Origin of the sequence: Brucella sp. TWI559 (assembly GCF_039674265.1) — a bacterium.
In the GTDB taxonomy this organism is placed as follows: domain Bacteria; phylum Pseudomonadota; class Alphaproteobacteria; order Rhizobiales; family Rhizobiaceae; genus Brucella; species Brucella chromiisoli.
The window spans coordinates 723,555-743,553 of the sequence record NZ_JBDJNE010000001.1 but is presented as its reverse complement, the minus strand read 5'-3'; the positions used below and the strand labels follow the sequence as shown (position 1 = coordinate 743,553).

Sequence of the window (19,999 nt, the reverse complement as noted above, 5' to 3'; positions counted from 1 at the left end):
TGTTAACACTATCTTAAATGATAGGCAGGCTACGCAAGTGTTCGCGCTCCCTATTGCGGTGAGAGATCATTTGAGAAGCCAGAAGGGCGCAAGCCGGGATGAAACCAATGGAATATATGCCAGCCGATCTGGACGAGATGATCGCCCGCGAAAAGAAGCTTGTGGCGATTGAGTACCAGAACGAAGCCTGGGCGGATGGCATTTCCGAAGGTATTGAGCCGGAAATTCTGGCGGAAGCTGCTTTCACCACAGCCTTGACTGAGCTGATGCGTTCGTCTGGCGAAGACAGCGCGCTCGACCTTATTGAGAAAATGCGCGAACAGATCATTGCAGGGACCTTCCTGCAAAATCGCGTTCTTCAATAAACGCAACTGTCTGCCGCAAAAGATCGCATATGGCTGGGCGGGAAGTCATAGACCCGCTCCCAGACTCTGCGGAACTGTCGCGTTGAAGCAAAGCCGGATTTTTCGGCAACGCTTTCCATATCCAAAGCCGAGTTCAACAGCATTTCACGCGCAAGGCTTATTTTCAGCCGATTGGCATACTCCGTGACACTCATGCCCGCATGTTCATTGAACAGGCGTGACAGATTGCGTGGGCTCGCCCCGCTCGCTCCAGCGAGTTTTTCAACAGACCAGTTTTCGGCTGGATTTGCAGCCACAGCATCCTGTGCGCGATGCACAACAGGGTGCATATGATTGCGGCCTTCAAGCCATGGTGAAAGCTGCGGATCGCCACCGCTGCGACGCAGATAAACCACAAGATAACGCGCCACGGATAAAGCCAGTGCATGTCCTGCCATCTCGGCCAGAATATGCAACATCAGATCAATACCAGCAGTGATGCCCGCACTGGTCAGCCTGTCGCGATCCTCGACAAACAAACGGTTTTGCAGAACATGCGCGGTCGGTGCGAGTCGATGCAGCTCATCAATCGCCATATGATGCGTGGTGCAGTCATAGCCCTCAAGCAGTCCGGCACGTGCCGCAAGAAGTGCACCAGAGCAGATTGAAACCAATTTGATACCGGGGCGAATTGTGTGCTGCAACCAGCGCACAATTTGCGCTTCAAGCACGCTGTCCTGGTCGCGATTGACGCCTGATGATCCAAGTGGCGCATCTGCCGAGCCGGATATGACCACCAGCGCGTTATCCGGGAGATTTTCCGGCATCGGATCGATATTGGCAAGCGTGAGGCCAATGGAGCTTAACGCCGTCTCGGATGGGCCAATAAAGCTCACCTCAAACTGCACCTTGTTTTGCTCCAGATTGGCCTTGCGCAAAACCTCTATCGGCCCCGCCACGTCAAGCAAAAGCGTGCGCGGCGGGACGACAACGAAGACCCGCACAGTTTTATGGCTGTCGGCGGCTTGGTTCATGCAGCTTTCCGTTCTGCGCTGCCCGCAAGAGCCTGTTCCACGGTTGCTATCCTTGCAAAGCGATCCGCAAGTACCAGCTCGGTGCGCGCACGAATTTCAGCCGCGCTCCATTCGCGACCAGCCCCATCCGTCATGGGAAATGTCAGTGTCGCTTCACCGACGAAATCAATCTTATAACCAAGATCAGAAGCGTGACGTGTCGTCGTCTCGCAGCATTGTTCGGTTCGAATGCCAGAAATGATAATATGATGAATGCCATTATCGACAAGCCAGACATCAAGTCCGGTTCCGACCAGCGCACTGTGGCGGCTCTTTCGGAAAACCACATCCGGCTCAATCGAAAGAGGCGAAAGCGCCTTCACAAAACCTGAGGCTTCCGAAAACGCTCCTTCATTTTCGACATGGAAAATTTGAACAACGGGAATACCCTTGCGCTTCGCACCATCAATGAGCGCCTGCTGCCGCTCTATGTAAGCGGCAACCTCTTCATCACGGTAATAGGGGCGATGTCGAAAAGATTCCTGAACATCGATAACCAGCAGTGCGGTGTCATTCGCGGACATTTTTTGCTCCTTGCAAATTTATACAAGGAGATATTAACGCCCACAACCCAAGCCGAAAGATTGAGTTCGGACAAAGACCGGACAGATCGCGCCAATCGATAAGCGTTTAGCGGTGAGGCAAAGCTTCCAAAAACTCGACCGGCTCGCCCTTGTTCGGATTAACCACTTCCGCTTCCCACATAACCTTGATACCGCGCACGAAAGTACCAACCGGCCAGCCGGTGACAGTCTTGCCGTGATAAGGCGTCCAGCCAGCCTTCGAGCCTGCCTGCTCATGGGTAATCGTTTCGCGGCGTTTCATATCGACGATAGTGAGATCGGCATCATAGCCAACAGCAATGCGGCCTTTGCGCGCCATGCCAAAAATGCAGTTCGGGCCGTGGCTCGACAGATCGACAAAGCGTTCCAACGAAAGCTTACCAGCATTGACGTGATCGAGCATGATCGGCACCAGCGTCTGAACGCCGGTCATGCCAGACGGTGATGCCGGGTAAGGCTTCTGCTTTTCTTCCAGCGTATGTGGCGCATGGTCGGAGCCGAGCACATCGACAATACCCTGATCAATTCCCTTCCAGATGCCGTCACGATGGCGCTTGTCGCGCACAGGCGGGTTCATCTGAATAAGATTACCGAGGGTCGCATATTCATCTGCCGACAATGTGAGGTGATGGGGTGTGGCTTCACAGGTTGCCACATCTTTATGGCCCTGCAAGAAGTCGATTTCTTCCGCAGTCGAGATATGCAGCACATGAATGCGCGCGCCGGTTTCGCGTGCGATGCGCACGAGACGTTGCGTGCATTGCAGGGCAGCAATTTCATCGCGCCACACAGGGTGGCTCGATGGATCGCCTTCAACCCGCAGATTTTCACGATCCTTCAAACGGAATTCATCTTCCGAATGGAAGGCCGCACGGCGACGCGTGTTCTTGAGGATGGACCGGACACCTTCATCATCTTCAACCAAGAGGTTACCAGTCGAAGACCCCATGAAGACCTTGATACCGGCAGCGCCCGGAAGGCGCTCAAGCTCGGCAACGTCTTTTGCATTGTCGCGTGTTCCGCCGACCCAAAATGCGAAATCGCAATGCATACGGTGACGACCGCGACGAATCTTGTCTTCCAGCGCTTCGGCAGAAGTCGTCAGCGGCTTGGTGTTCGGCATTTCAAAAACCGAAGTCACACCACCCAGAACAGCGGCAAGTGAACCGGTCTCCAGATCTTCCTTGTGTTCCAGCCCCGGCTCACGAAAATGAACCTGACTATCGACCACGCCCGGCAGAATATGCAGGCCCGTGCAGTCAATCACTTCGCCAGCCGAATGTGTGGAGAGTGAACCAATCGCCTCTATGCGCCCGTTACGAATACCAATATCACGGCTTCCTATACCGTCATGATTGACGATGGTTGCACCTTTCAGGATCGTATCAAACGTTTGGGCCATTGTTGTCTCCTGCTGGCTGAATGGGACTTGCGAGCCTTTTCAATGCGGCTTACGTAACGATGGTGATAAAGGCAAGGAAGAAGCGATGGCGACGGTAGCGGAATTGATCAATCTTTCCAACAGAGCACTGGTTCACATCACGGGCGAAGACGCGGAAAAATTCGTACAAGCCGTGATTACGACCAATCTCGACATGCTTGGCGCCGATGAATTGAAACCGGGCGCATTGCTGGCACCGCAAGGCAAGATCATGTTCGACTTTGTCGTGTCACGCATAGAAAACGGTTTTCGTTTCGATATGCCGGCAGGCATTGCAGGCGATTTTGCCAAGCGGATGACGCTCTATCGCCTGCGCGCCAAAGCGGAAATTATCCAATTGCCAGAATCCTTTGTCAGCGTTTGCTGGCACAATGATTCCGCTTCCTCAGAAAGTGATTCAATGAAGCGCGATACGCGCTTTCCTGAAGAGCTGAAAGTGACCCGCATTTATGGACAGGCCGGTGAAATCAGCGATGAAAGCGCATGGGTGGCGCTTCGGGCCGAATATGGCATTGCCGAAGGCGAAGCCGATTTTGCTTATAATGACGTGTTTCCTCACGACATTAACTTCGATCAGACGGGCGGCGTGAGTTTCCCAAAAGGCTGTTTCATCGGACAAGAAGTCGTCTCGCGTATGCATCATCGCGGCACGCCACGCCGCCGGGTGCTTGTCGCCAAATCGGATATGCCCCTGCCCGCCATGGGCACTCCAATCACGGTGGGCGGACGCGATGTTGGAACACTCGGCAGCTCGTCGGGTCGGATTGGCCTTGCACTCGTGCGTATTGATCGGGTGAAGGATGCGCTTGATTCCGGCACCCCGATTTTGGCCGGTGAAAGCGAAATTACACTCGCGCTGCCACCGCATGTGCGTTTCACATTTCCCACCACCGAGACGGACAAAGACTAATGGCGTCCGCAGATCATTCATCTGGCAAAGACCGCGCATGGCAACGCATGTTGTCTGGCCGCAGGCTCGACCTGCTTGATCCGTCACCGCTTGATGTCGAGATTGAAGACATTGCGCATGGTCTTGCGCGTGTGGCGCGCTGGAATGGGCAGACCGTCGGCGAGCATGCCTATTCTGTCGCCCAGCACTCCCTGCTGGTGGAACAGATTTTCAATCGGCTTGTGCCTGATGCAAGCGTCGAGCAGCAGATGCTAACCCTTCTGCATGATGCGCCTGAATATGTGATTGGAGACATGATCTCGCCATTCAAGGCAGTGATGGGCGGGAACTATAAGCTGATCGAAGCGCGGCTTGAAAGCGCCATTCATTTGCGTTTTTCGCTGCCCGCATCCATATCAGCTTCGCTCAAAAAGCTGATCAAGCGCGCTGATCAGGTCGCAGCTTTCTTTGAGGCCACCCGCCTTGCCGGCTTTAGCGAAACGGAAGCGATCAAGTATTTTGGGCGTCCGCGCGGATTTGATCCAGCAGGGCTGGATCTGACACCGCGCCCGACACAAAACGTGCAGAATGATTTTCTGGCGCGCTTTGCAACATTGGAACAGGCACAAAGAAACAAGCCATGACGCATATCGTGGTCAGCCCGCTTTCAAAGCTTGAGGCGCAAATTGCGCTGCATCAGCCAAGTCATATCGTAACACTGAGCAGTGGCGATGTGCCTTCCCTGCCCGGCGAAATGAAGCGGCTCAGCCTCATTTTCAACGATATTGTTGAGCCGCGTGATGGTTTGGTGATGCCACAACACAACCATGTGGAAGAGTTGCTTGAATTTGTGACAACATGGGAGCGGGAAAGGCCGCTGCTAATCCATTGTTACGCAGGTATTTCGCGCTCCACTGCCAGCGCCTATATCATTGCCATGGCGCTTAATCAGGCGCTCGATGAAGTGGCTCTTGCAGCAAGGCTGCGCCAGCTTTCCCCCTCTGCAACGCCCAATATCCGATTAGTCGAACTGGCTGATCAGTTGCTTGGTCGCGGCGGCCGCATGGTCACGGCCATTCGCGCCATAGGCCGCGGAAAAGATGCGTTTGAAGGCAATGTTTTCAGCCTGCCTGTTGCAGGTTGAGACTTCGTGACACTGCATTGAGAAAGCCGCCCCGCGCGTCAGGCGGAGTTTGCGCGCGTGGTTCCCACACATGGCGCAGGAAGAAGAAACCCGTCATCCTGAATGCATCATTAAGATCGTCGTAGCAGGATGGACGCACTGATGTGCTGTTGACGAATGCAGGCAGCGGCAACATCTTGTCAGCCCATGGCGCACCCGCATCGCCACAAACCGCTCGTCCTGATTTGGGCGAAACATAGATCAGGTTTTCACTAACGCCCGTCGCCGCGCACTCTTTTAGATCAAGACCGAAGCCCAGTTCTTCCAGCATCATCACTTCAAAACGCAACAGCAACTCACCTGATGAAAGTGGGTCATCAAAATGCTCGATGATGAGGCGCAGTGTTTCATAAAGCGCACGTTGTGGGTCACGCTCGGGTAAAAGCCGCAAATGCGCGGCAACAAGCTGGATGCCATAAAGCGCAACAGGCGTTTCAATGAGGCGGGCAGCAGCAAAGCCAAGCGGCTCAATTGTGAACGAACCCATATGTTCATCCAGCCGCGCCCACCATGTCAGATCAACGTGATTGCCGGGCTGGAGCAGCGGCTGCATGCGGCGGGATCGCCCACCGCGCACCATACCCATATGACGGCCATGTTCGCGCGTCATCACTTCAACAATGGCGCTTGTTTCGCCGTGTCGCCGCGTGCCGAGAATTATGCCTTCATCGCGCCATTCCATGGGCTTTTTTGATACACCTTACGTTGGGAAGTCCAGACCCATTTCGCGATAACGCTCTGGATCATTGCCCCAATTTTCGCGCACTTTCACAAACAGGAAGAGATGCACATTCTGCTCAAGGATTTCGCTGATCTCTTTGCGTGCAGATTGGCCGATTGCCTTGATCGTCTCGCCCTTATGGCCAAGAACAATCTTTTTCTGGCTTTCGCGCTCGACATAAATCACCTGCTCAATCCGCACCGAGCCATCTTTGCGCTCTTCCCAACGCTCTGTCTCGACCGTCGAGGAATAAGGCAGTTCTTCATGCAGGCGCAGATAAAGCTTTTCACGGGTGATTTCTGCCGCAAGCTGGCGCATCGGCATATCGGAGATCTGATCTTCCGGATAATACCAAGGACCGTTTGGAACGCTCTCAGCCAGGAATTTTGCCAGATCCTTGCAGCCCGAACCGTTGAGCGCCGAGATCATGAATGTACGGTCGAAAGCGACCTTCTCATTTGCCTTTTGCGCCAGTTCAAGCAACTTTGGCGGATCAACGCGGTCCACTTTATTGAGTACAAGAACTTTCTTCTGACGAACATTGGCCATGCTTTCGAGAAGAGCTTCCGCATTCTCGTTGAGGCTGCCCTGCGCATCAAGGATCACCAGAATGATGTCGGCATCCTTCGCGCCACCCCATGCGGTCGTGACCATGGCACGATCGAGCCTGCGCTTTGGACGAAAAATGCCGGGTGTATCGACAAGGACGATCTGCGCATTATTCTCAATGAAGATACCGCGAACCAGCGCGCGCGTGGTCTGCACTTTATGTGTGACGATTGAAACCTTGGTTCCCACGAGCTGATTGACCAGCGTGGACTTTCCGGCATTTGGCGCGCCGATAAGTGCAACAAAGCCGGAGCGGGTCTGCAAGGTTTCAGTTGCGCCATCTGACGGCACGGTTGGGTTGTTCATTAGTCATCCTTTGAGACGAAATTAATCGCAAAAAGGTGTCCCCCGACACCGCCTTGCTCAGGCAGCAGCCTATTGCTGCTGTTGTTTGATTGATTATAGCCGAGTTTTACAGAAAAAAGCAGAGGGCCGCATTAAGAAGAACCATCACGCTTCCAGACAGATTCCCTATAAAGCATGGCTTCGGCCGCGCTTTGCTCGGCAATCCGCTTGGATCGCCCCTCACCCGTTTCAGGCGCGAACCCCTTCACGGTCACTTCTACCGTAAATGAAGGATCGTGATCAGGGCCGCTGCGATCCAGAACAACATAGGATGGGTGCACATTGCCCTGCTGATGCGCCCATTCCTGCAACTCAGTTTTAGCATCGCGACGCGCAGCACCTGTCTCAAGTGAGCGGCCCTGCCAATAACGCTTTATAAAGCGGCGGGCTGCATCAAGTCCGCCATCCATATAAATCGTTGCGATCAAAGCTTCCACGACATCTGCGCGCACATTCAGCAGGCGTTTGTCATTTAAAGATTTTATGTCTGAACCTGTTTGGATAAGGTCTGCAAGTCTGATCTCATCAGCAATTTCAGCACAGGTTTCGGCATTCACCAGCGCGTTGAGGCGAACAGACAGCTCACCTTCGGGCGCGTCGGGAAATGACTCGAAAAGCATTTCCGCAACAACCAAACCCAATACACGGTCACCGAGAAATTCCAGCCGTTCATAATTCGGGCGCGATGGCCCCTGCACACTCGAATGGGTGAGCGCCCGTTCAAGCCGTTTCAGATTAAGAAAACGGTGTCCAGTGCGCTCTTCCAGGATCGATGCTGCCTTATTTGCAGAAATCATCTCAGTTTCCGGTTACGGCAGTGTGCGGCTTTCCGCTCACCCATGAGAAAAGACGGCTGAAACGAACATCAGTCGGCCATTTCCAGATTTCGAGCGGGCTTGCCTTATCAGCAATTGAGAAGAAAATAATGTTCGCGCGACCGACCAGATTTTCAAACGGCACATAGCCAACACCAAAACGGCTATCGAGCGAATTATCGCGATTGTCACCCATCATGAAATAATGACCGGCAGGCACTTCGAACACGCGGGTGTCATCGCCAATGGAATTTGGCGCAAGATCAAGCGTATCGTAGCTCACGCCATTGGGCAGCGTTTCGCGATAGACCTCCACCGGACGGTTGACCTCGGTCACATCGGGATTGTCGATTGTCCCAACGCGCTCGCGCTTAACGGCTACATCATTGATATAAAGAACGCCGCCGCGCATCTGAATGCGATCACCCGGAAGGCCAATCACGCGTTTGATGTAATCAATATTGGTGTCGCTTGGCAGCTTGAAGACAACAACGTCACCACGTTTTGGTTCTGCACCCCAGATGCGACCGTTGAACAGATCGAAACCAAAGGGCAGCGAGTAACGTGAATAGCCATAGGCGTATTTCGATACGAAAAGATAATCGCCTTCCAGCAAAGTCGGGCGCATTGAGCCAGACGGAATGCTAAACGGTTGGAAAAGCAGGCTGCGAATGATCAGTGCCAGCAGCAGTGCCTGCACGATAACACTGACGGTTTCGCGAATGCCGCCTGATTTTTTAGTTTCACTTTTGCTGTACACGCTCATTGTATCTCCGCTTGCCGATGTGCGATCTAATAACGGCTAAGATTGCCTGAGGCAATCCAATCACCCGCTTCTCGCACGATTATGAGCAGGAGTTTACCTGTCACAATCGCAATTGTTTTGGTGTATGCCGTTATTCGGCAATATGGATTAGTCGGTTTCCGGTAGAGCTTCGATAATAACGAAGGCCTGCGCGAGAGGAAAATCATCTGTAATTGTCAGATGTATGGCAGCGCGCATCCCTTCTGGCAGTATGTTTTTCAACTGTTCGGCAGCACCACCCGTAAGCTTCATGGTTGGCTTGCCCGAAGATGTGTTGACCACACCCATATCCCGCCAGAAAACACCGTTTGAAAGGCCAGTGCCAAGAGCTTTGGAGCAGGCTTCCTTCGCCGCAAACCGCTTTGCATAAGATGCTGCGCGTTGTTTGCGCCCATCCGATTTTGCCTGTTCAATCTCGGTAAATACACGCTGGATAAAGCGATCACCATGCTTTTCGAGGGTCTTTTCTACGCGGCGGATATCGATCAGATCGCTGCCAATGCCGACAATCATATTTTCTGCGGCTCCTGCTTAACAGCCAAATTTTGCTTTGCAGCAAGCCGCTCAAGCCTGCGGCGGCGAAATGCCTTCACGGCAAAGCGTGTGGCAAAATATGCAATCACTGCGAAAACTGCACCGAGAATGGTCGATCCGAAAAGCATGGGCTTTAACAGTGGCGTCCACACTTCACCGAATTTCATTGTCTGAAGCGCGTGGCCCAGATGCAGAGGTGGTGCGCTTTCAATATCGCCACTGATCACAAAACGGCCCAGCTCATAGGTGCTTCCCCAAATGAAAGGCAGCGTCAGCGGGTTGGCCAACGTCGTGCCGAGCGCTGCGGCAGCAATATTTCCAGCCAGAAAATATGCCAGAACAATTGCTATAATCAGATGGAAACCGAAAAACGGCGTGAAAGCTGAAAAGACGCCAACGGCCAGCCCCGCAGCAACTGCGTGGGGTGACGCAGTGATGCGCAGCACGCGCTTGCCGCCATATTTAAACGAGCGGGCAAAAGAACGGCGCGGCCAAACCAGCGTTCGGAAACGCTCAGTGCGGGTCGGCGGATTTCGGCGTTGAAATAACATGGCTTCTCATACTGCTCTCTTCGCCCCGAAACAATTGTTATTATCATAACGATGCGGACGGGTGCCGACCATTCCCTTCGACCGATGCCGCATGCATACGTGGCGAATAGAACTTCGGCGATACGCCCAGCATACGGCGAAACATTGTCGTAAATGCAGATACGCTGTCATAGCCAAGATCAAGCGCCACACTTGTCACCGGCTCGCCTTCCGTCAGGCGCGGAAGAGCGGCGAAAAGACAGGCTTGCTGCCGCCATATCGACAGGCTTACACCCGTTTCACGCTGAAAATGACGGGTGAATGAGCGCCTGCTCATGGCCATACGGTTCGCCCAGTCATCAATTGTCGCGCGCGCTGAAGGTGTTTTTACGAATTCACGGCAAAGCTTCTGCAGACGAATATCCGTCGGGAAAGGCAGACCAAGTGGCCTTTGCGGCAAAGTGCGCAGATCTCTCAAGATCAGTTCGATCACCAGAGCATCTCGGCTTCCCGGCTCGGGGATGCTATCGACAAGGGTCGCATCAATGATAAGGCAGCGCATCAGATCGGTCATGCCAACCACATGAAGATAATCAGGCACGCCAGAAATCACGTCAACTGCAATGTAGATTGAGCGCATCAATACATCGCCAACGATTTCGACAGAATGTTCGACGCCGGCGGGAATCCAAATGGCATGGTCACTGGGAATCATCCAACGACCGGCCTGCGTGGTGACAAGAACGACACCTTGTGAAGCACACAGCAGCTGCGCGCGACTATGGCTGTGTTGAGGCACGAAATAACCGTCGGGGTATTCTGTCGGCAGCGCAATGACGGGTCCGTGCAAATTCTCCAGCATGGCTATGCGCTGTTCATGAAACCGTTGCAGTTCCTCACTTTGAGGCAATATTCGCCCCCCTGGCAATTTTTGCTTCATCCGCTTTGGCCCACTCTCGAAGGTAATGGACCAAATCACGAAAGCAGGCGTGAAACAATATAATTATGAATTGATCAGTTTAGAAATATTTGTGAACGACGAATAGGGGTCCCACCCCTAACATGCCAATTGACGGGCGAATCCCGTTCCCAATTACCTTCGGAGTAGGACTTATGAGCACGAGTGCTGCCGAGCAGCCAACAAGCACCGGCGCGAACAATACGGTTCTCGCCATTATTCTGGCCACGAGTATGGGCCACTTTCTCAACGACATGATGCAGTCGCTCCTTCCGGCGATCTATCCGATGCTCAAGGACAACTACAGCCTGTCTTTCTGGCAGATCGGCCTGCTCACCTTCACCTTTCAGGTAACGGCCTCCATCCTACAGCCAATCGTTGGTATTTATACGGATCGACGTCCAATGCCTTATTCATTGCCATTCGGCATGGGGTGCACGCTGATTGGCCTGATCCTGCTCGCAACAGCATACCATTTCTCATTCCTGTTATTGGGTGCAGCCTTTATCGGCTTTGGCTCTTCTGTGTTTCATCCGGAAGCTGCGCGCGTCGCGCGTCTTGCATCGGGTGGTCGCCACGGCTTTGCACAATCAATGTTTCAGGTGGGCGGCAACTTCGGCTCATCCATTGGACCATTGCTTGCGGCCTTCGTTGTTCTGCCTTTCGGACAGGCCAGCGTGTCGTGGTTTTCCATTGCAGCACTGATCGGCATGGCCCTGCTCTGGTATGTTGGAAACTGGTACAATCAGCACAATCTGGCCAATAAGCACAAGCCAAAGGCCGATAAGACACTGCCGCTGCCGCGCAACAAGGTGATTGCTTCGATTGGCATCCTCGCCCTGCTGATTTTCACCAAATATGTCTATATGGCGAGCCTGACGAGCTATTATACCTTCTATACCATCAGCCATTTCGGCGTGACCGTACAGGCGTCGCAGCTTTTGCTGTTTCTGTTTCTTGGTGCAGTTGCGGCAGGCACGATCATTGGCGGTCCTATCGGCGACAGGATCGGCACCCGGACCGTGATCTGGGTTTCGATCCTCGGTATTCTGCCTTTCACGCTGGCACTGCCTTATGCAAACCTGGAAGTCACAGCAATTCTGACCATCATCATCGGCTTCGTTTTGGCTTCAGCTTTCCCGGCAATCATCGTCTTTGCACAGGAATTGCTTCCGGGACGTGTTGGCATGGTATCCGGGCTGTTCTTCGGCCTTGCCTTCGGTATCGCCGGTATTGCCGCCGCACTGCTCGGAATTGTGGCCGATAGAACAAGCATCGAGTTTGTCTATCAGATTTGTTCGTATCTGCCGCTTCTCGGCCTTCTGACCATCTTCCTGCCAAAGATGCAAAGAGCTCAATAAACTTAGCCCTTATGAAAAAATGGAGCACCGCTCATCCCCCAACGAACGGTGCTCCTGATGCCACTGACCTTCTGACGGCCCGGTACAGCGGCAGCTCTGAAATATTTTACACAGCGGAGCTGAAGCCGTTTACGCTCTCTCTGCGGAACTCATCAAAGGTTGCCGCAACCAGACGAATCAGCGGCTTTCCATCCTCTGTTGCCGTGATGACACCATCGCGCACTTCTACCAGCCCGTCAGCAACGAGCGGGCGCAGCAAAGCCATTTCGTCCGAGAACTCAACGCCCGGTGCAGCAAGGTTCAAATCAACCCGGAAGTTGCACATGAGTGCCGTAATGATGCTTGCACGCAGTCTGTCATTGTCGTGCATCGGATAACCACGCACAGTTGCAAGCCCCCCGGTCACAACACGTTTGCTATATTGCCCCACATCGGAGATGTTCTGCGTATAACCAGCCGGATATTGGGATATCGACGATGGTCCGAAGCCAATCAGCGTCTGACACCGGTCTGTCGTGTATCCTTGGAAATTACGATGCAACGTGCCATTTTCTGCGGCAATGGCCAGCGCATCATCCGGCAATGCAAAATGGTCAATGCCGACTGGCTTATAACCGAAACCAATAAAGCTCTCGGCCACTGCGCTTGCCTGCGCAAAGCGCTCATCCGCATCCGGCAGGCTACTTTCGTCAATCAATCTCTGGTTCGCGCGACGTTGCGGCAGATGTGCATACCCAAAGCAAGCGATGCGATCCGGCTTCATCTCGGCCACACGTTCGCAGGTTTCGCGAAGGCTCTCCACAGTTTGAAGTGGCAGACCATAAATCAGATCAAAATTCAGGCGATCAATGCCAGCTTCGCGCAAAAGTGTTACTGCTCTTGCAACGGTTTCTATCGGCTGGATGCGACCGATCGCCTTTTGTACCTCTGCATTGACATCCTGCACGCCAAGACTCGCACGATTGACACCAATCTGGGCCAGAGCCTCGACCAGAACAGGATTGACCGTGCGCGGATCAAGTTCAATGGCATGTTCCATATCCGGGTGGAAATCAAACGACAGACGAAGTGCAGCGACAATGCGCTTGAACTGGTCTGCATGCAGAATTGAAGGGGTGCCCCCGCCCCAATGTAGATGCACCACCTGCGGACGCGCCGTCAGGCTTGCACCTACCGTTTCGATCTCACTCAAAAGAGCGATCACGAAATTTTCAATAACATCCTCGCGGACGGCCATTTTGGAATGGCATCCGCAGTAATGACAAATCTCTTTGCAATAGGGCACATGGATATAAAGCGAGACACCCTCTTGCGGACCGATCTGACGCAACCAGCTTTTGGTGCTGTCAGCAGTAATCGGGGTGAAATCCACGGCCGTCGGGAACGACGTGTAGCGAGGAACGGCAAGCGCCGCATATCTTCTTATCGCGTCTTCATGCATGGTGATTGCACTCCCCGCTCCTGACGATCCGGTGAGATTCTCCCACCCTTACGCGCATTTGAAGAAGACGGGCATTCTGCCGGGCAAGTCGGCATGAGTCTGCAAGGAATCCCGCACACATGACAGCCGATATTGGTATTGCCAGCCACAATGACACCTGCTCACCTCGTTATCATCGGGCAGCGCCTTAATAAGCTGCCTCAATTTGTACGATCAGATGTAATGGACACACGGGCAATCTTCATTGATTTGGATCAACGAAACTGCAACAAAGAAGTTGGGGGTCAGATATTTTCAGGGTCCATGCCTGCAACAGATGCAAGCGACCGGTGCGAAAGTATTTCCACGGTATTCGCATCAAGCAACTGAATGAGGCCTTGCGTTTTCAGCTTCGTAAAACTGCGACTGACTGTTTCAATCGTCAGGCCCAGATAATCCGCGATATCGGTGCGGTTCATCGACAAATGAACCACATTGGCCTTGCCGCCATGCTTTTCGATCCGTGCGGCCAGAACGAGAAGAAAACTTGCAAGCTTTTCCACCGGCGCAAGACGCCCCAGCACAAGCTGATTGTCACGCGCGGTACGCAATGCCTCACGTGTCATCTGGTAAAGACGCTCTTTCAGCTTCGGGAAGCTCTCCATCAGCCCATCCATTTCCTTTGCCGAGAAAGCGCAAAGAACAGAAGGAACAACAGCTTCGGCAGACTGTGAATAGACGTCATCGTCAGCCAGCCCCAGATAATCGCCTGGCACCAGAAAACCCGCAATCTGGCGACGGCCATCGGGCAGAGATGTATAAATACGCAGCATGCCTGACGTCAGACTAAAGACCCTGCGCTTGAGTTCGCCCTCTTCCACCAGCATTTCATTGGCGCCGAGCTTTTTCGACGTCATGATGGCTTCAAGCGCACCAAGATCGCGATCATCGAGTGCAGAGCAAACTGCCATGCGGCGGACGTCACAGTCCACACAGACGCCACAGGCTGTTCGATGAGAGGGCTTTTTGTCGAATATAAGAGGCACAACAGCCACGACGAATTCCTAGTCAGGGGGGATATGAGCATTGGATTGCCCTTTCCCTAAAATAGGGGGGTGGGGCCAATAACGCAAAGCGCAATTTCGCCGCACGACAAAATTGCGCTCAACACAATCAAGATTATATTCAAAAACGATCAAATATTCCGGCTACCCGGCTTAATTGCTGGAATTGCAGCCAGTTCCGGCGGCAAATCATCAGGCGCATAAGCAGGGACTTCATATTCGGCAAGCGCGATCAGCTTGGTGCCGACATCAGCCTTACCTGCCGATCGATCCACGATACAGGCAGCGGCAACAACCTCAACGCCAATCGCCGTCATGCATTCTATAGTTTCGCGAATCGACAGGCCCGTTGTGACAATGTCTTCGACAATCACAACCCGCGCGCCCTTTGGCACATCAAAGCGGCGCAGGCGGAAAGTGCCATTTTCGCGCTCGACCCAGACCGACGGCACACCGAGATGACGCGATGTTTCATAAGAAGGGATAAGCCCCCCAATTGCAGGGCCGACCACATAATCAATCTGGCCAAGGTCAGCCGCCCTGATCTTTTCCGCGAGGGCTTTGCAGAGCTTCTCTGTTTTATCGGCATGCATGAAAACGCGCGCCTTTTGCAAGAAGGTCGGGCTGCGCAGACCAGATGTCAGAATAAAATGGCCTTCAAGGATCGCTCCCGCTTCGCGGAAGACAGCAAGGACGTCTTCGGTTTTCATAGTGCCTTATCCGTTCACGCGCGTTGCGCCACTGACGCTTGCGCTTTCTTTCAACTGCGAAATGATACGATTGAGGTGTTTAAGATCCCAGACCTCAACATCAATGATCATTTCAGTAAAATCGGGTGCAGTGCGCACCATTGAGAGGTTATGAATATTGGCGTCATTGGCAGCCACGATCTGCGCAATTTCAGCCAGAGATCCCGGTGAGTTGATCGCAGACACGCTAATGCGGGCCGGGAAGCGCTCATGCATCCCCTCATCAATATCCCAGCGCACATCAATCCAGCGCTCAGGCTGATCGTCATAAGCTGTCAGCGCCGGCGACTGGATCGGATAGATGGTGATGCCCGCGCCCGGCTGCATGATGCCGACGATACGATCACCGGGGACAGCGCCTTCCGGGGCAAAACGCACCGGCAAATCAGAATTGGTGCCGCGGATTGGCACAGCCTTGCGCTTTTGCTTGTCACCGGTCTCTCCCGGTTCATGCGCGCCTTCAGAACCTTCCGGCACCTTGAAAATCATGCCTGCCGCGTTCTGAATATTGAACCAGCCCTTTTCACCGGTCTTTGCCGGGCTGTTCTGTGTCGTTACGCGGGTGTCCTGATAGTCAGGATAGACTGCCTTCACAACATCGGTGGATGGCAATTCACCACGACCAACCGCCGCCAGAACATCTTCGACTTCCTTACGCGCCAGACGCGGCAGATGCGGTTTAAGAATATCTTTGCTGTAAGTCTTTCCAGCCCGCTCAAATGCGCGCTCAAGAATGCGCATGCCAAGACCCGAATATTGCTTGCGGACTGCTGAGCGCGTTGCCCGGCGAATGGCAGCGCGTGCCTTGCCCGTTGCAACCAGCGATTCCCATGCAGCAGGCGGTACCTGCGCTTTGGAGCGGATGATATCCACTTCATCGCCGTTTTTAAGCTCGGTCATCAGCGGCATGATGCGGCCATTGACCTTCGCGCCCACGCAGCTATCGCCAATATCCGTATGGACTGCGTAAGCAAAATCAATCGGCGTCGCGCCACGCGGCAGCGCAATCAAACGCCCCTTTGGCGTGAAACAGAAAACCTGATCCTGAAAGAGTTCGAGCTTGGTATGCTCGAGGAATTCTTCCGGGTTGTCACCTTCGGAAAGCTGCTCAATGGTCTGGCGCAGCCAGGCATAGGCGTTGGTTTCAGTGGAAATCTTGTGCGGATTGTTGGCGCTGCCGCGATCCTTGTAAATCGAATGGGCCGCAACACCGAATTCCGCGATTTCATCCATCATGCGCGTGCGGATCTGCAACTCAATACGCTGCCGGGACGGACCGATGATTGTGGTATGCAGCGAACGATAATCGTTCTGCTTTGGTGTCGAAATATAGTCTTTGAAGCGTCCGGGAACCATCGACCATGTGGTGTGGATCAAACCCAGTGCGCGGTAGCAATCCTGTGTTGATTCCACCATAACGCGGAAACCGAAAATATCGGAAAGCTGTTCAAATGACAGGCCCTTGGTTTCCATCTTGCGGAAAACCGACCATGGCTTCTTCTGGCGGCTTTTGACAGTCGCCTTGATGCCGTTCTTCTGAAAAATATCAGAAAGGTCTTCTTCAATCTTTTGCAGAAGGCCGCGATTCTTCTCAAGAAGTTCCGCAAGACGGTCTGTCACCGCGCGCCACGCATCGGGATTGATATAGCGAAAGGCAAGTTCTTCAAGCTCTTCGCGCGTATCCTGCATACCCATGCGGCCAGCAAGCGGCGCATAAATATCCATGGTTTCTTCAGCAATCCGCAAGCGCTTGTCTTCGCGCATGACGCCAAGTGTGCGCATATTGTGCAGACGATCTGCAAGCTTCACCAGAAGTACGCGTACATCTTCAGAGATTGCGAGCAGCAACTTGCGCAGGTTTTCAGCCTGCACGGCCTTCTTGGAAACCAGATCCAGTTTCTTGAGCTTCGTCAGTCCTTCGACAAGCTTGCCGATTTCAGGCCCAAAAAGCTGGTCGATTTCCTGACGGGTGGCAGTCGTATCTTCGATGGTGTCATGCAGGAGAGCGATGGCGATTGTGGCTTCATCCAGATGCATGTCTGTGAGAATGGCTGCGACTTCGAGCGGATGCGAAAAATACGGATCTCCGGACGCGCGCTTCTGACTGCCGTGCTTCTGCATGGCATAAACATATGCCTTATTAAGAAGCGCCTCATTCACGTCTGGCTTGTATCGCTGGACACGCTCCACAAGCTCATATTGGCGCATCATCTACGCAAACTCCCTACCCGTCACATATTCAGCGGCCAGTTTGAACGGAAATCGCTAAAAAATATAATAATTTGCGATCTTGCCGACCCATTTTTTGCAAACAACCTTAATTTCCTGACGAATTAGCCCTTAAATTCGTCTGAAACGCATTTTGTACATTGCCTGCATGCATATAAAAACATGCGCCATAGCCTTGCCGGGCTACAGCGCATGCAAAATACGGTAGTCTGGAAGGCAATCAGAAGTCGTCGTTCTTTTCTGGAGCAACGAGGCCTTCGATACCAGCAAGCAGTTCTTCTTCCGACATACGGTCGAAGGAAACAATGTCTTCTTCTCCAGCCTCGGCAATGCCCTCAGCCAGTTCACCGGAAGCATCGGCGAGAAGAGCAGGTGCTGCTGCTTCCGGCTCGTCAACCTCAACATGCTTCTGCAGCGAATGAATAAGATCTTCTTTCAGGTCATCTGGCGAAAGAGTTTCGTCAGCGATTTCACGCAGGGCAACAACCGGGTTTTTATCATTGTCGCGGTCGATCGTGATCTGAGCGCCCTGAGAAATCTGGCGGGCACGGTGACCGGCCAGCAGAACCAGTTCAAAACGGTTCTCGACCTTATCTACGCAGTCCTCAACGGTGACGCGAGCCATGGGCGGTCCCTTTCATTTCCTAAACTTTAACGGAATTTTTCTTGCACATAACGCTTATGCGCCGAAATTACAAGCAAAAGCGGATAATCTGTCCGACGCCGTTTATTACGCCCAGCGGATTTAACACAGTTTATAAATCTGTCTGACAAATACAGGCGCAGGACGCGATTGAGACAATAGATTTTAGTCAATTATCGATTGCTTAAGGCAAATATCTCGCATAAGCAATTAAGCACCAGCAAATAACAACCATGAGTTGCTTGTTTTTCTATAATATCCCCGTAGAACCCAATAAACGTCATTGGTACAAAAAAAGAATACCCCCGTCGTTTAAGAAACAAATCTGAATACGCGGTCGCAGGTCCACTCCCTGTAGGTCGCAGAGTGGATATATTGCACGATGTTCGATTCTCGTGAAAAAATTGCGCTATTTATTGACGGTGCAAATTTATATGCAGCTTCCAAGACACTCGGTTTCGATATTGATTACCGGAAACTTTTGAAGGCTTTCCAGAAACGCGGTTATTTGCTGCGTGCGTATTATTACACCGCTCTGGTTGAGGATCAGGAATATTCGTCGATCCGTCCCCTCATCGACTGGCTTGACTATAACGGCTATAAGGTCGTTACCAAAGCCGCCAAAGAATTTACGGATTCAACGGGTCGCCGCAAGGTCAAGGGCAATATGGACATCGAACTCACCGTCGATGCTATGCAGCTTACCGACACTGTCGATCACTTTGTGATTTTCTCGGGCGACGGTGATTTCCGCTCGCTTGCAGAAGCGTTGCAGCGCAAGGGCCGCAAAGTTTCCGTTGTTTCCACGCTAACAACCCAGCCAGCAATGATTTCCGATGAATTGCGCCGCCAGGCCGATCATTTCATCGACCTTGTTTCGCTGAAGTCTGAAATTGGTCGCGATCCATCTGAACGCCCGCAGCAGCAGCGTCGTCAGGATGATGATCAGGATTACGATTATTGATTGAAAGTGCATCTTGTCCGAAAGCCATTTCACAGTTTTCGGAATGCACTGCGATCAGAACTATTGACGCGGACAATTGTCCGGTTCATGCAAGGTTATGATTTCAGAACCTTCACCGAACTGTGCGATTTGTCCGCGATTGCATGCTTTTCTTCAGGAATGGCGGCACAAAGAGCCTGAATGGCACAACGCACCGGTTGCGCCATTTCTGCCTGCCCATGACGATGACGTGCAGCTTCTGATCGTTGGCCTTGCTCCCGGCTTGCGCGGGGCCAATCGAACTGGGCGCCCTTTTACCGGCGATTATGCAGGCGAACTTCTCTACAGCACCCTATGCGAATTTGGCTTTGCGAGCGGCAAGTTTGAAGCACGGCCCGATGACAGTCTGCGGCTTGTTGACGCCGGTATTGTCAATGCGGTGCGCTGTGTGCCACCTGAAAACAAACCGGTTGGCAGTGAAATCAACAATTGCCGTCAGTTTTTCAGCCCCCTGCTCACGCATTTTAAAAATCTGCGCGCCGTTGTAACGCTGGGTACCATTGCCCATCAGTCGACGGTTCGTGCGATGGGCGCACCGGTGTCCCGCCATCCGTTCGGGCATGGCAAAGAGACAAATATCAATGGCTTGCGGATATTTTCGAGCTATCACTGCTCGCGCTATAATACCAATACCGGCAAGCTGACTGATCCAATGTTTCGGGATATTTTTAGAAATGTGCGTGCTTTTCTGAATGAAAAAAGCGCCTGAAGGCGCTTTTT

General features: G+C 52.9%; 22 protein-coding genes. 7 read left to right on the top strand and 15 right to left on the bottom strand.

The genetic code is table 11. The features are described 5' to 3' along the window. The first annotated feature begins 107 nt into the window (after nt 1-107). The gene (locus ABE530_RS03505) at nt 108-365 is read left to right on the top strand and encodes a hypothetical protein (protein ID WP_265983280.1); all 258 of its coding nucleotides are present in this window, start codon (nt 108-110) and stop codon (nt 363-365) included. On the opposite strand, the gene ABE530_RS03500 is transcribed toward ABE530_RS03505, so the two are convergent. The 3 genes from ABE530_RS03500 to ABE530_RS03490 all read right to left on the bottom strand — a co-directional run bounded on the left by ABE530_RS03500 (nt 359) and on the right by ABE530_RS03490 (nt 3,382). Then, nucleotides 359-1,378, bottom strand: coding sequence for a GlxA family transcriptional regulator (locus ABE530_RS03500; RefSeq protein ID WP_499693582.1), 1,020 nt, complete (start codon nt 1,376-1,378; stop codon nt 359-361). The genes ABE530_RS03505 and ABE530_RS03500 overlap by 7 nt on opposite strands. Then, nucleotides 1,375-1,941: an isochorismatase family protein gene (locus ABE530_RS03495; RefSeq protein WP_265983277.1), complete on the bottom strand. Its 567-nt coding sequence runs from the start codon at nt 1,939-1,941 to the stop codon at nt 1,375-1,377. Before ABE530_RS03495 ends, ABE530_RS03500 begins: the two co-directional genes overlap by 4 nt. Before the next feature lie 106 nt (nt 1,942-2,047). After that, nucleotides 2,048-3,382, bottom strand: coding sequence for a dihydroorotase (locus ABE530_RS03490; protein ID WP_499693581.1), 1,335 nt, complete (start codon nt 3,380-3,382; stop codon nt 2,048-2,050). Nucleotides 3,383-3,467: 85 nt separating this feature from the next. Between ABE530_RS03490 and ygfZ the strand changes: the two genes are divergently transcribed. Genes ygfZ through ABE530_RS03475 form a run of 3 tightly spaced genes read left to right on the top strand, consistent with a single transcriptional unit; the run spans nt 3,468 to nt 5,454 of the window. Then, nucleotides 3,468-4,331, top strand: a complete 864-nt coding sequence (gene ygfZ / locus ABE530_RS03485) for a CAF17-like 4Fe-4S cluster assembly/insertion protein YgfZ (protein WP_499693580.1) — start codon at nt 3,468-3,470, stop codon at nt 4,329-4,331. Further along, nucleotides 4,331-4,954, top strand: coding sequence for a YfbR-like 5'-deoxynucleotidase (locus ABE530_RS03480; RefSeq protein WP_499693579.1), 624 nt, complete (start codon nt 4,331-4,333; stop codon nt 4,952-4,954). The genes ygfZ and ABE530_RS03480 overlap by 1 nt, the downstream gene beginning before the upstream one ends. Next, nucleotides 4,951-5,454 (top strand): tyrosine phosphatase family protein, encoded by a 504-nt coding sequence (locus ABE530_RS03475; RefSeq protein WP_499693578.1) that lies wholly within the window; start codon nt 4,951-4,953, stop codon nt 5,452-5,454. The genes ABE530_RS03480 and ABE530_RS03475 overlap by 4 nt, the downstream gene beginning before the upstream one ends. On the opposite strand, the gene recO is transcribed toward ABE530_RS03475, so the two are convergent. The 7 genes from recO to ABE530_RS03440 form a co-directional block, all read right to left on the bottom strand. Continuing rightward, a complete protein-coding gene (recO, locus tag ABE530_RS03470) occupies nt 5,432-6,175 on the bottom strand; it encodes a DNA repair protein RecO (protein WP_265983269.1) in 744 nt (247 codons plus the stop codon). The genes ABE530_RS03475 and recO overlap by 23 nt on opposite strands. An 18-nt stretch (nt 6,176-6,193) precedes the next feature. After that, nucleotides 6,194-7,129: a GTPase Era gene (gene era, locus ABE530_RS03465; protein ID WP_265983267.1), complete on the bottom strand. Its 936-nt coding sequence runs from the start codon at nt 7,127-7,129 to the stop codon at nt 6,194-6,196. A 131-nt stretch (nt 7,130-7,260) separates the two neighbouring features. Then, nucleotides 7,261-7,965 (bottom strand): ribonuclease III, encoded by a 705-nt coding sequence (gene rnc, locus ABE530_RS03460; RefSeq protein ID WP_499693577.1) that lies wholly within the window; start codon nt 7,963-7,965, stop codon nt 7,261-7,263. 1 nt (nt 7,966) lies between these two features. Further along, the gene (lepB, locus tag ABE530_RS03455; protein ID WP_499693576.1) at nt 7,967-8,749 is read right to left on the bottom strand and encodes a signal peptidase I; all 783 of its coding nucleotides are present in this window, start codon (nt 8,747-8,749) and stop codon (nt 7,967-7,969) included. A 147-nt stretch (nt 8,750-8,896) separates the two neighbouring features. After that, entirely contained in the window at nt 8,897-9,301 is a 405-nt protein-coding gene (gene acpS, locus ABE530_RS03450) for a holo-ACP synthase (RefSeq protein WP_265983264.1), read from the bottom strand. Beyond that, nucleotides 9,298-9,873, bottom strand: a complete 576-nt coding sequence (gene bspA / locus ABE530_RS03445; protein WP_265983263.1) for a type IV secretion system effector BspA — start codon at nt 9,871-9,873, stop codon at nt 9,298-9,300. The genes acpS and bspA overlap by 4 nt, the downstream gene beginning before the upstream one ends. 43 nt (nt 9,874-9,916) lie before the next feature. Then, nucleotides 9,917-10,762 (bottom strand): AraC family transcriptional regulator, encoded by an 846-nt coding sequence (locus ABE530_RS03440; protein ID WP_499693575.1) that lies wholly within the window; start codon nt 10,760-10,762, stop codon nt 9,917-9,919. Between the two features lie 203 nt (nt 10,763-10,965). On the opposite strand from ABE530_RS03440, the gene ABE530_RS03435 reads away from it, so the two are divergent. Next, complete coding sequence (locus tag ABE530_RS03435) at nt 10,966-12,171, top strand: MFS transporter (protein ID WP_265983261.1); 1,206 nt, start codon at nt 10,966-10,968, stop codon at nt 12,169-12,171. Nucleotides 12,172-12,277: 106 nt separating this feature from the next. Here the strand turns inward: ABE530_RS03435 and hemN are convergent, their stop codons facing one another. From hemN to rpoZ, 5 genes are all read right to left on the bottom strand, one after another. After that, a complete protein-coding gene (gene hemN / locus ABE530_RS03430; RefSeq protein WP_499693574.1) occupies nt 12,278-13,612 on the bottom strand; it encodes an oxygen-independent coproporphyrinogen III oxidase in 1,335 nt (444 codons plus the stop codon). A gap of 284 nt (nt 13,613-13,896) precedes the next feature. Further along, entirely contained in the window at nt 13,897-14,646 is a 750-nt protein-coding gene (locus ABE530_RS03425; protein WP_499693573.1) for a helix-turn-helix domain-containing protein, read from the bottom strand. A gap of 140 nt (nt 14,647-14,786) precedes the next feature. Next, the gene (gene pyrE, locus ABE530_RS03420; protein WP_499693572.1) at nt 14,787-15,365 is read right to left on the bottom strand and encodes an orotate phosphoribosyltransferase; all 579 of its coding nucleotides are present in this window, start codon (nt 15,363-15,365) and stop codon (nt 14,787-14,789) included. Between the two features lie 6 nt (nt 15,366-15,371). Continuing rightward, nucleotides 15,372-17,615, bottom strand: coding sequence for a RelA/SpoT family protein (locus tag ABE530_RS03415; protein WP_265983258.1), 2,244 nt, complete (start codon nt 17,613-17,615; stop codon nt 15,372-15,374). 238 nt (nt 17,616-17,853) lie between these two features. Next, on the bottom strand, nt 17,854-18,258 hold the full coding sequence (gene rpoZ / locus ABE530_RS03410; protein WP_265983257.1) for a DNA-directed RNA polymerase subunit omega: 405 nt from the start codon (nt 18,256-18,258) through the stop codon (nt 17,854-17,856). Between the two features lie 400 nt (nt 18,259-18,658). On the opposite strand from rpoZ, the gene ABE530_RS03405 reads away from it, so the two are divergent. Both ABE530_RS03405 and ABE530_RS03400 read left to right on the top strand, forming a co-directional pair. Then, nucleotides 18,659-19,240 (top strand): LabA-like NYN domain-containing protein, encoded by a 582-nt coding sequence (locus ABE530_RS03405; RefSeq protein WP_265983255.1) that lies wholly within the window; start codon nt 18,659-18,661, stop codon nt 19,238-19,240. A 97-nt stretch (nt 19,241-19,337) separates the two neighbouring features. Further along, nucleotides 19,338-19,988 (top strand): uracil-DNA glycosylase, encoded by a 651-nt coding sequence (locus ABE530_RS03400; RefSeq protein ID WP_265983253.1) that lies wholly within the window; start codon nt 19,338-19,340, stop codon nt 19,986-19,988. The last annotated feature ends 11 nt before the right edge of the window (nt 19,989-19,999 follow it).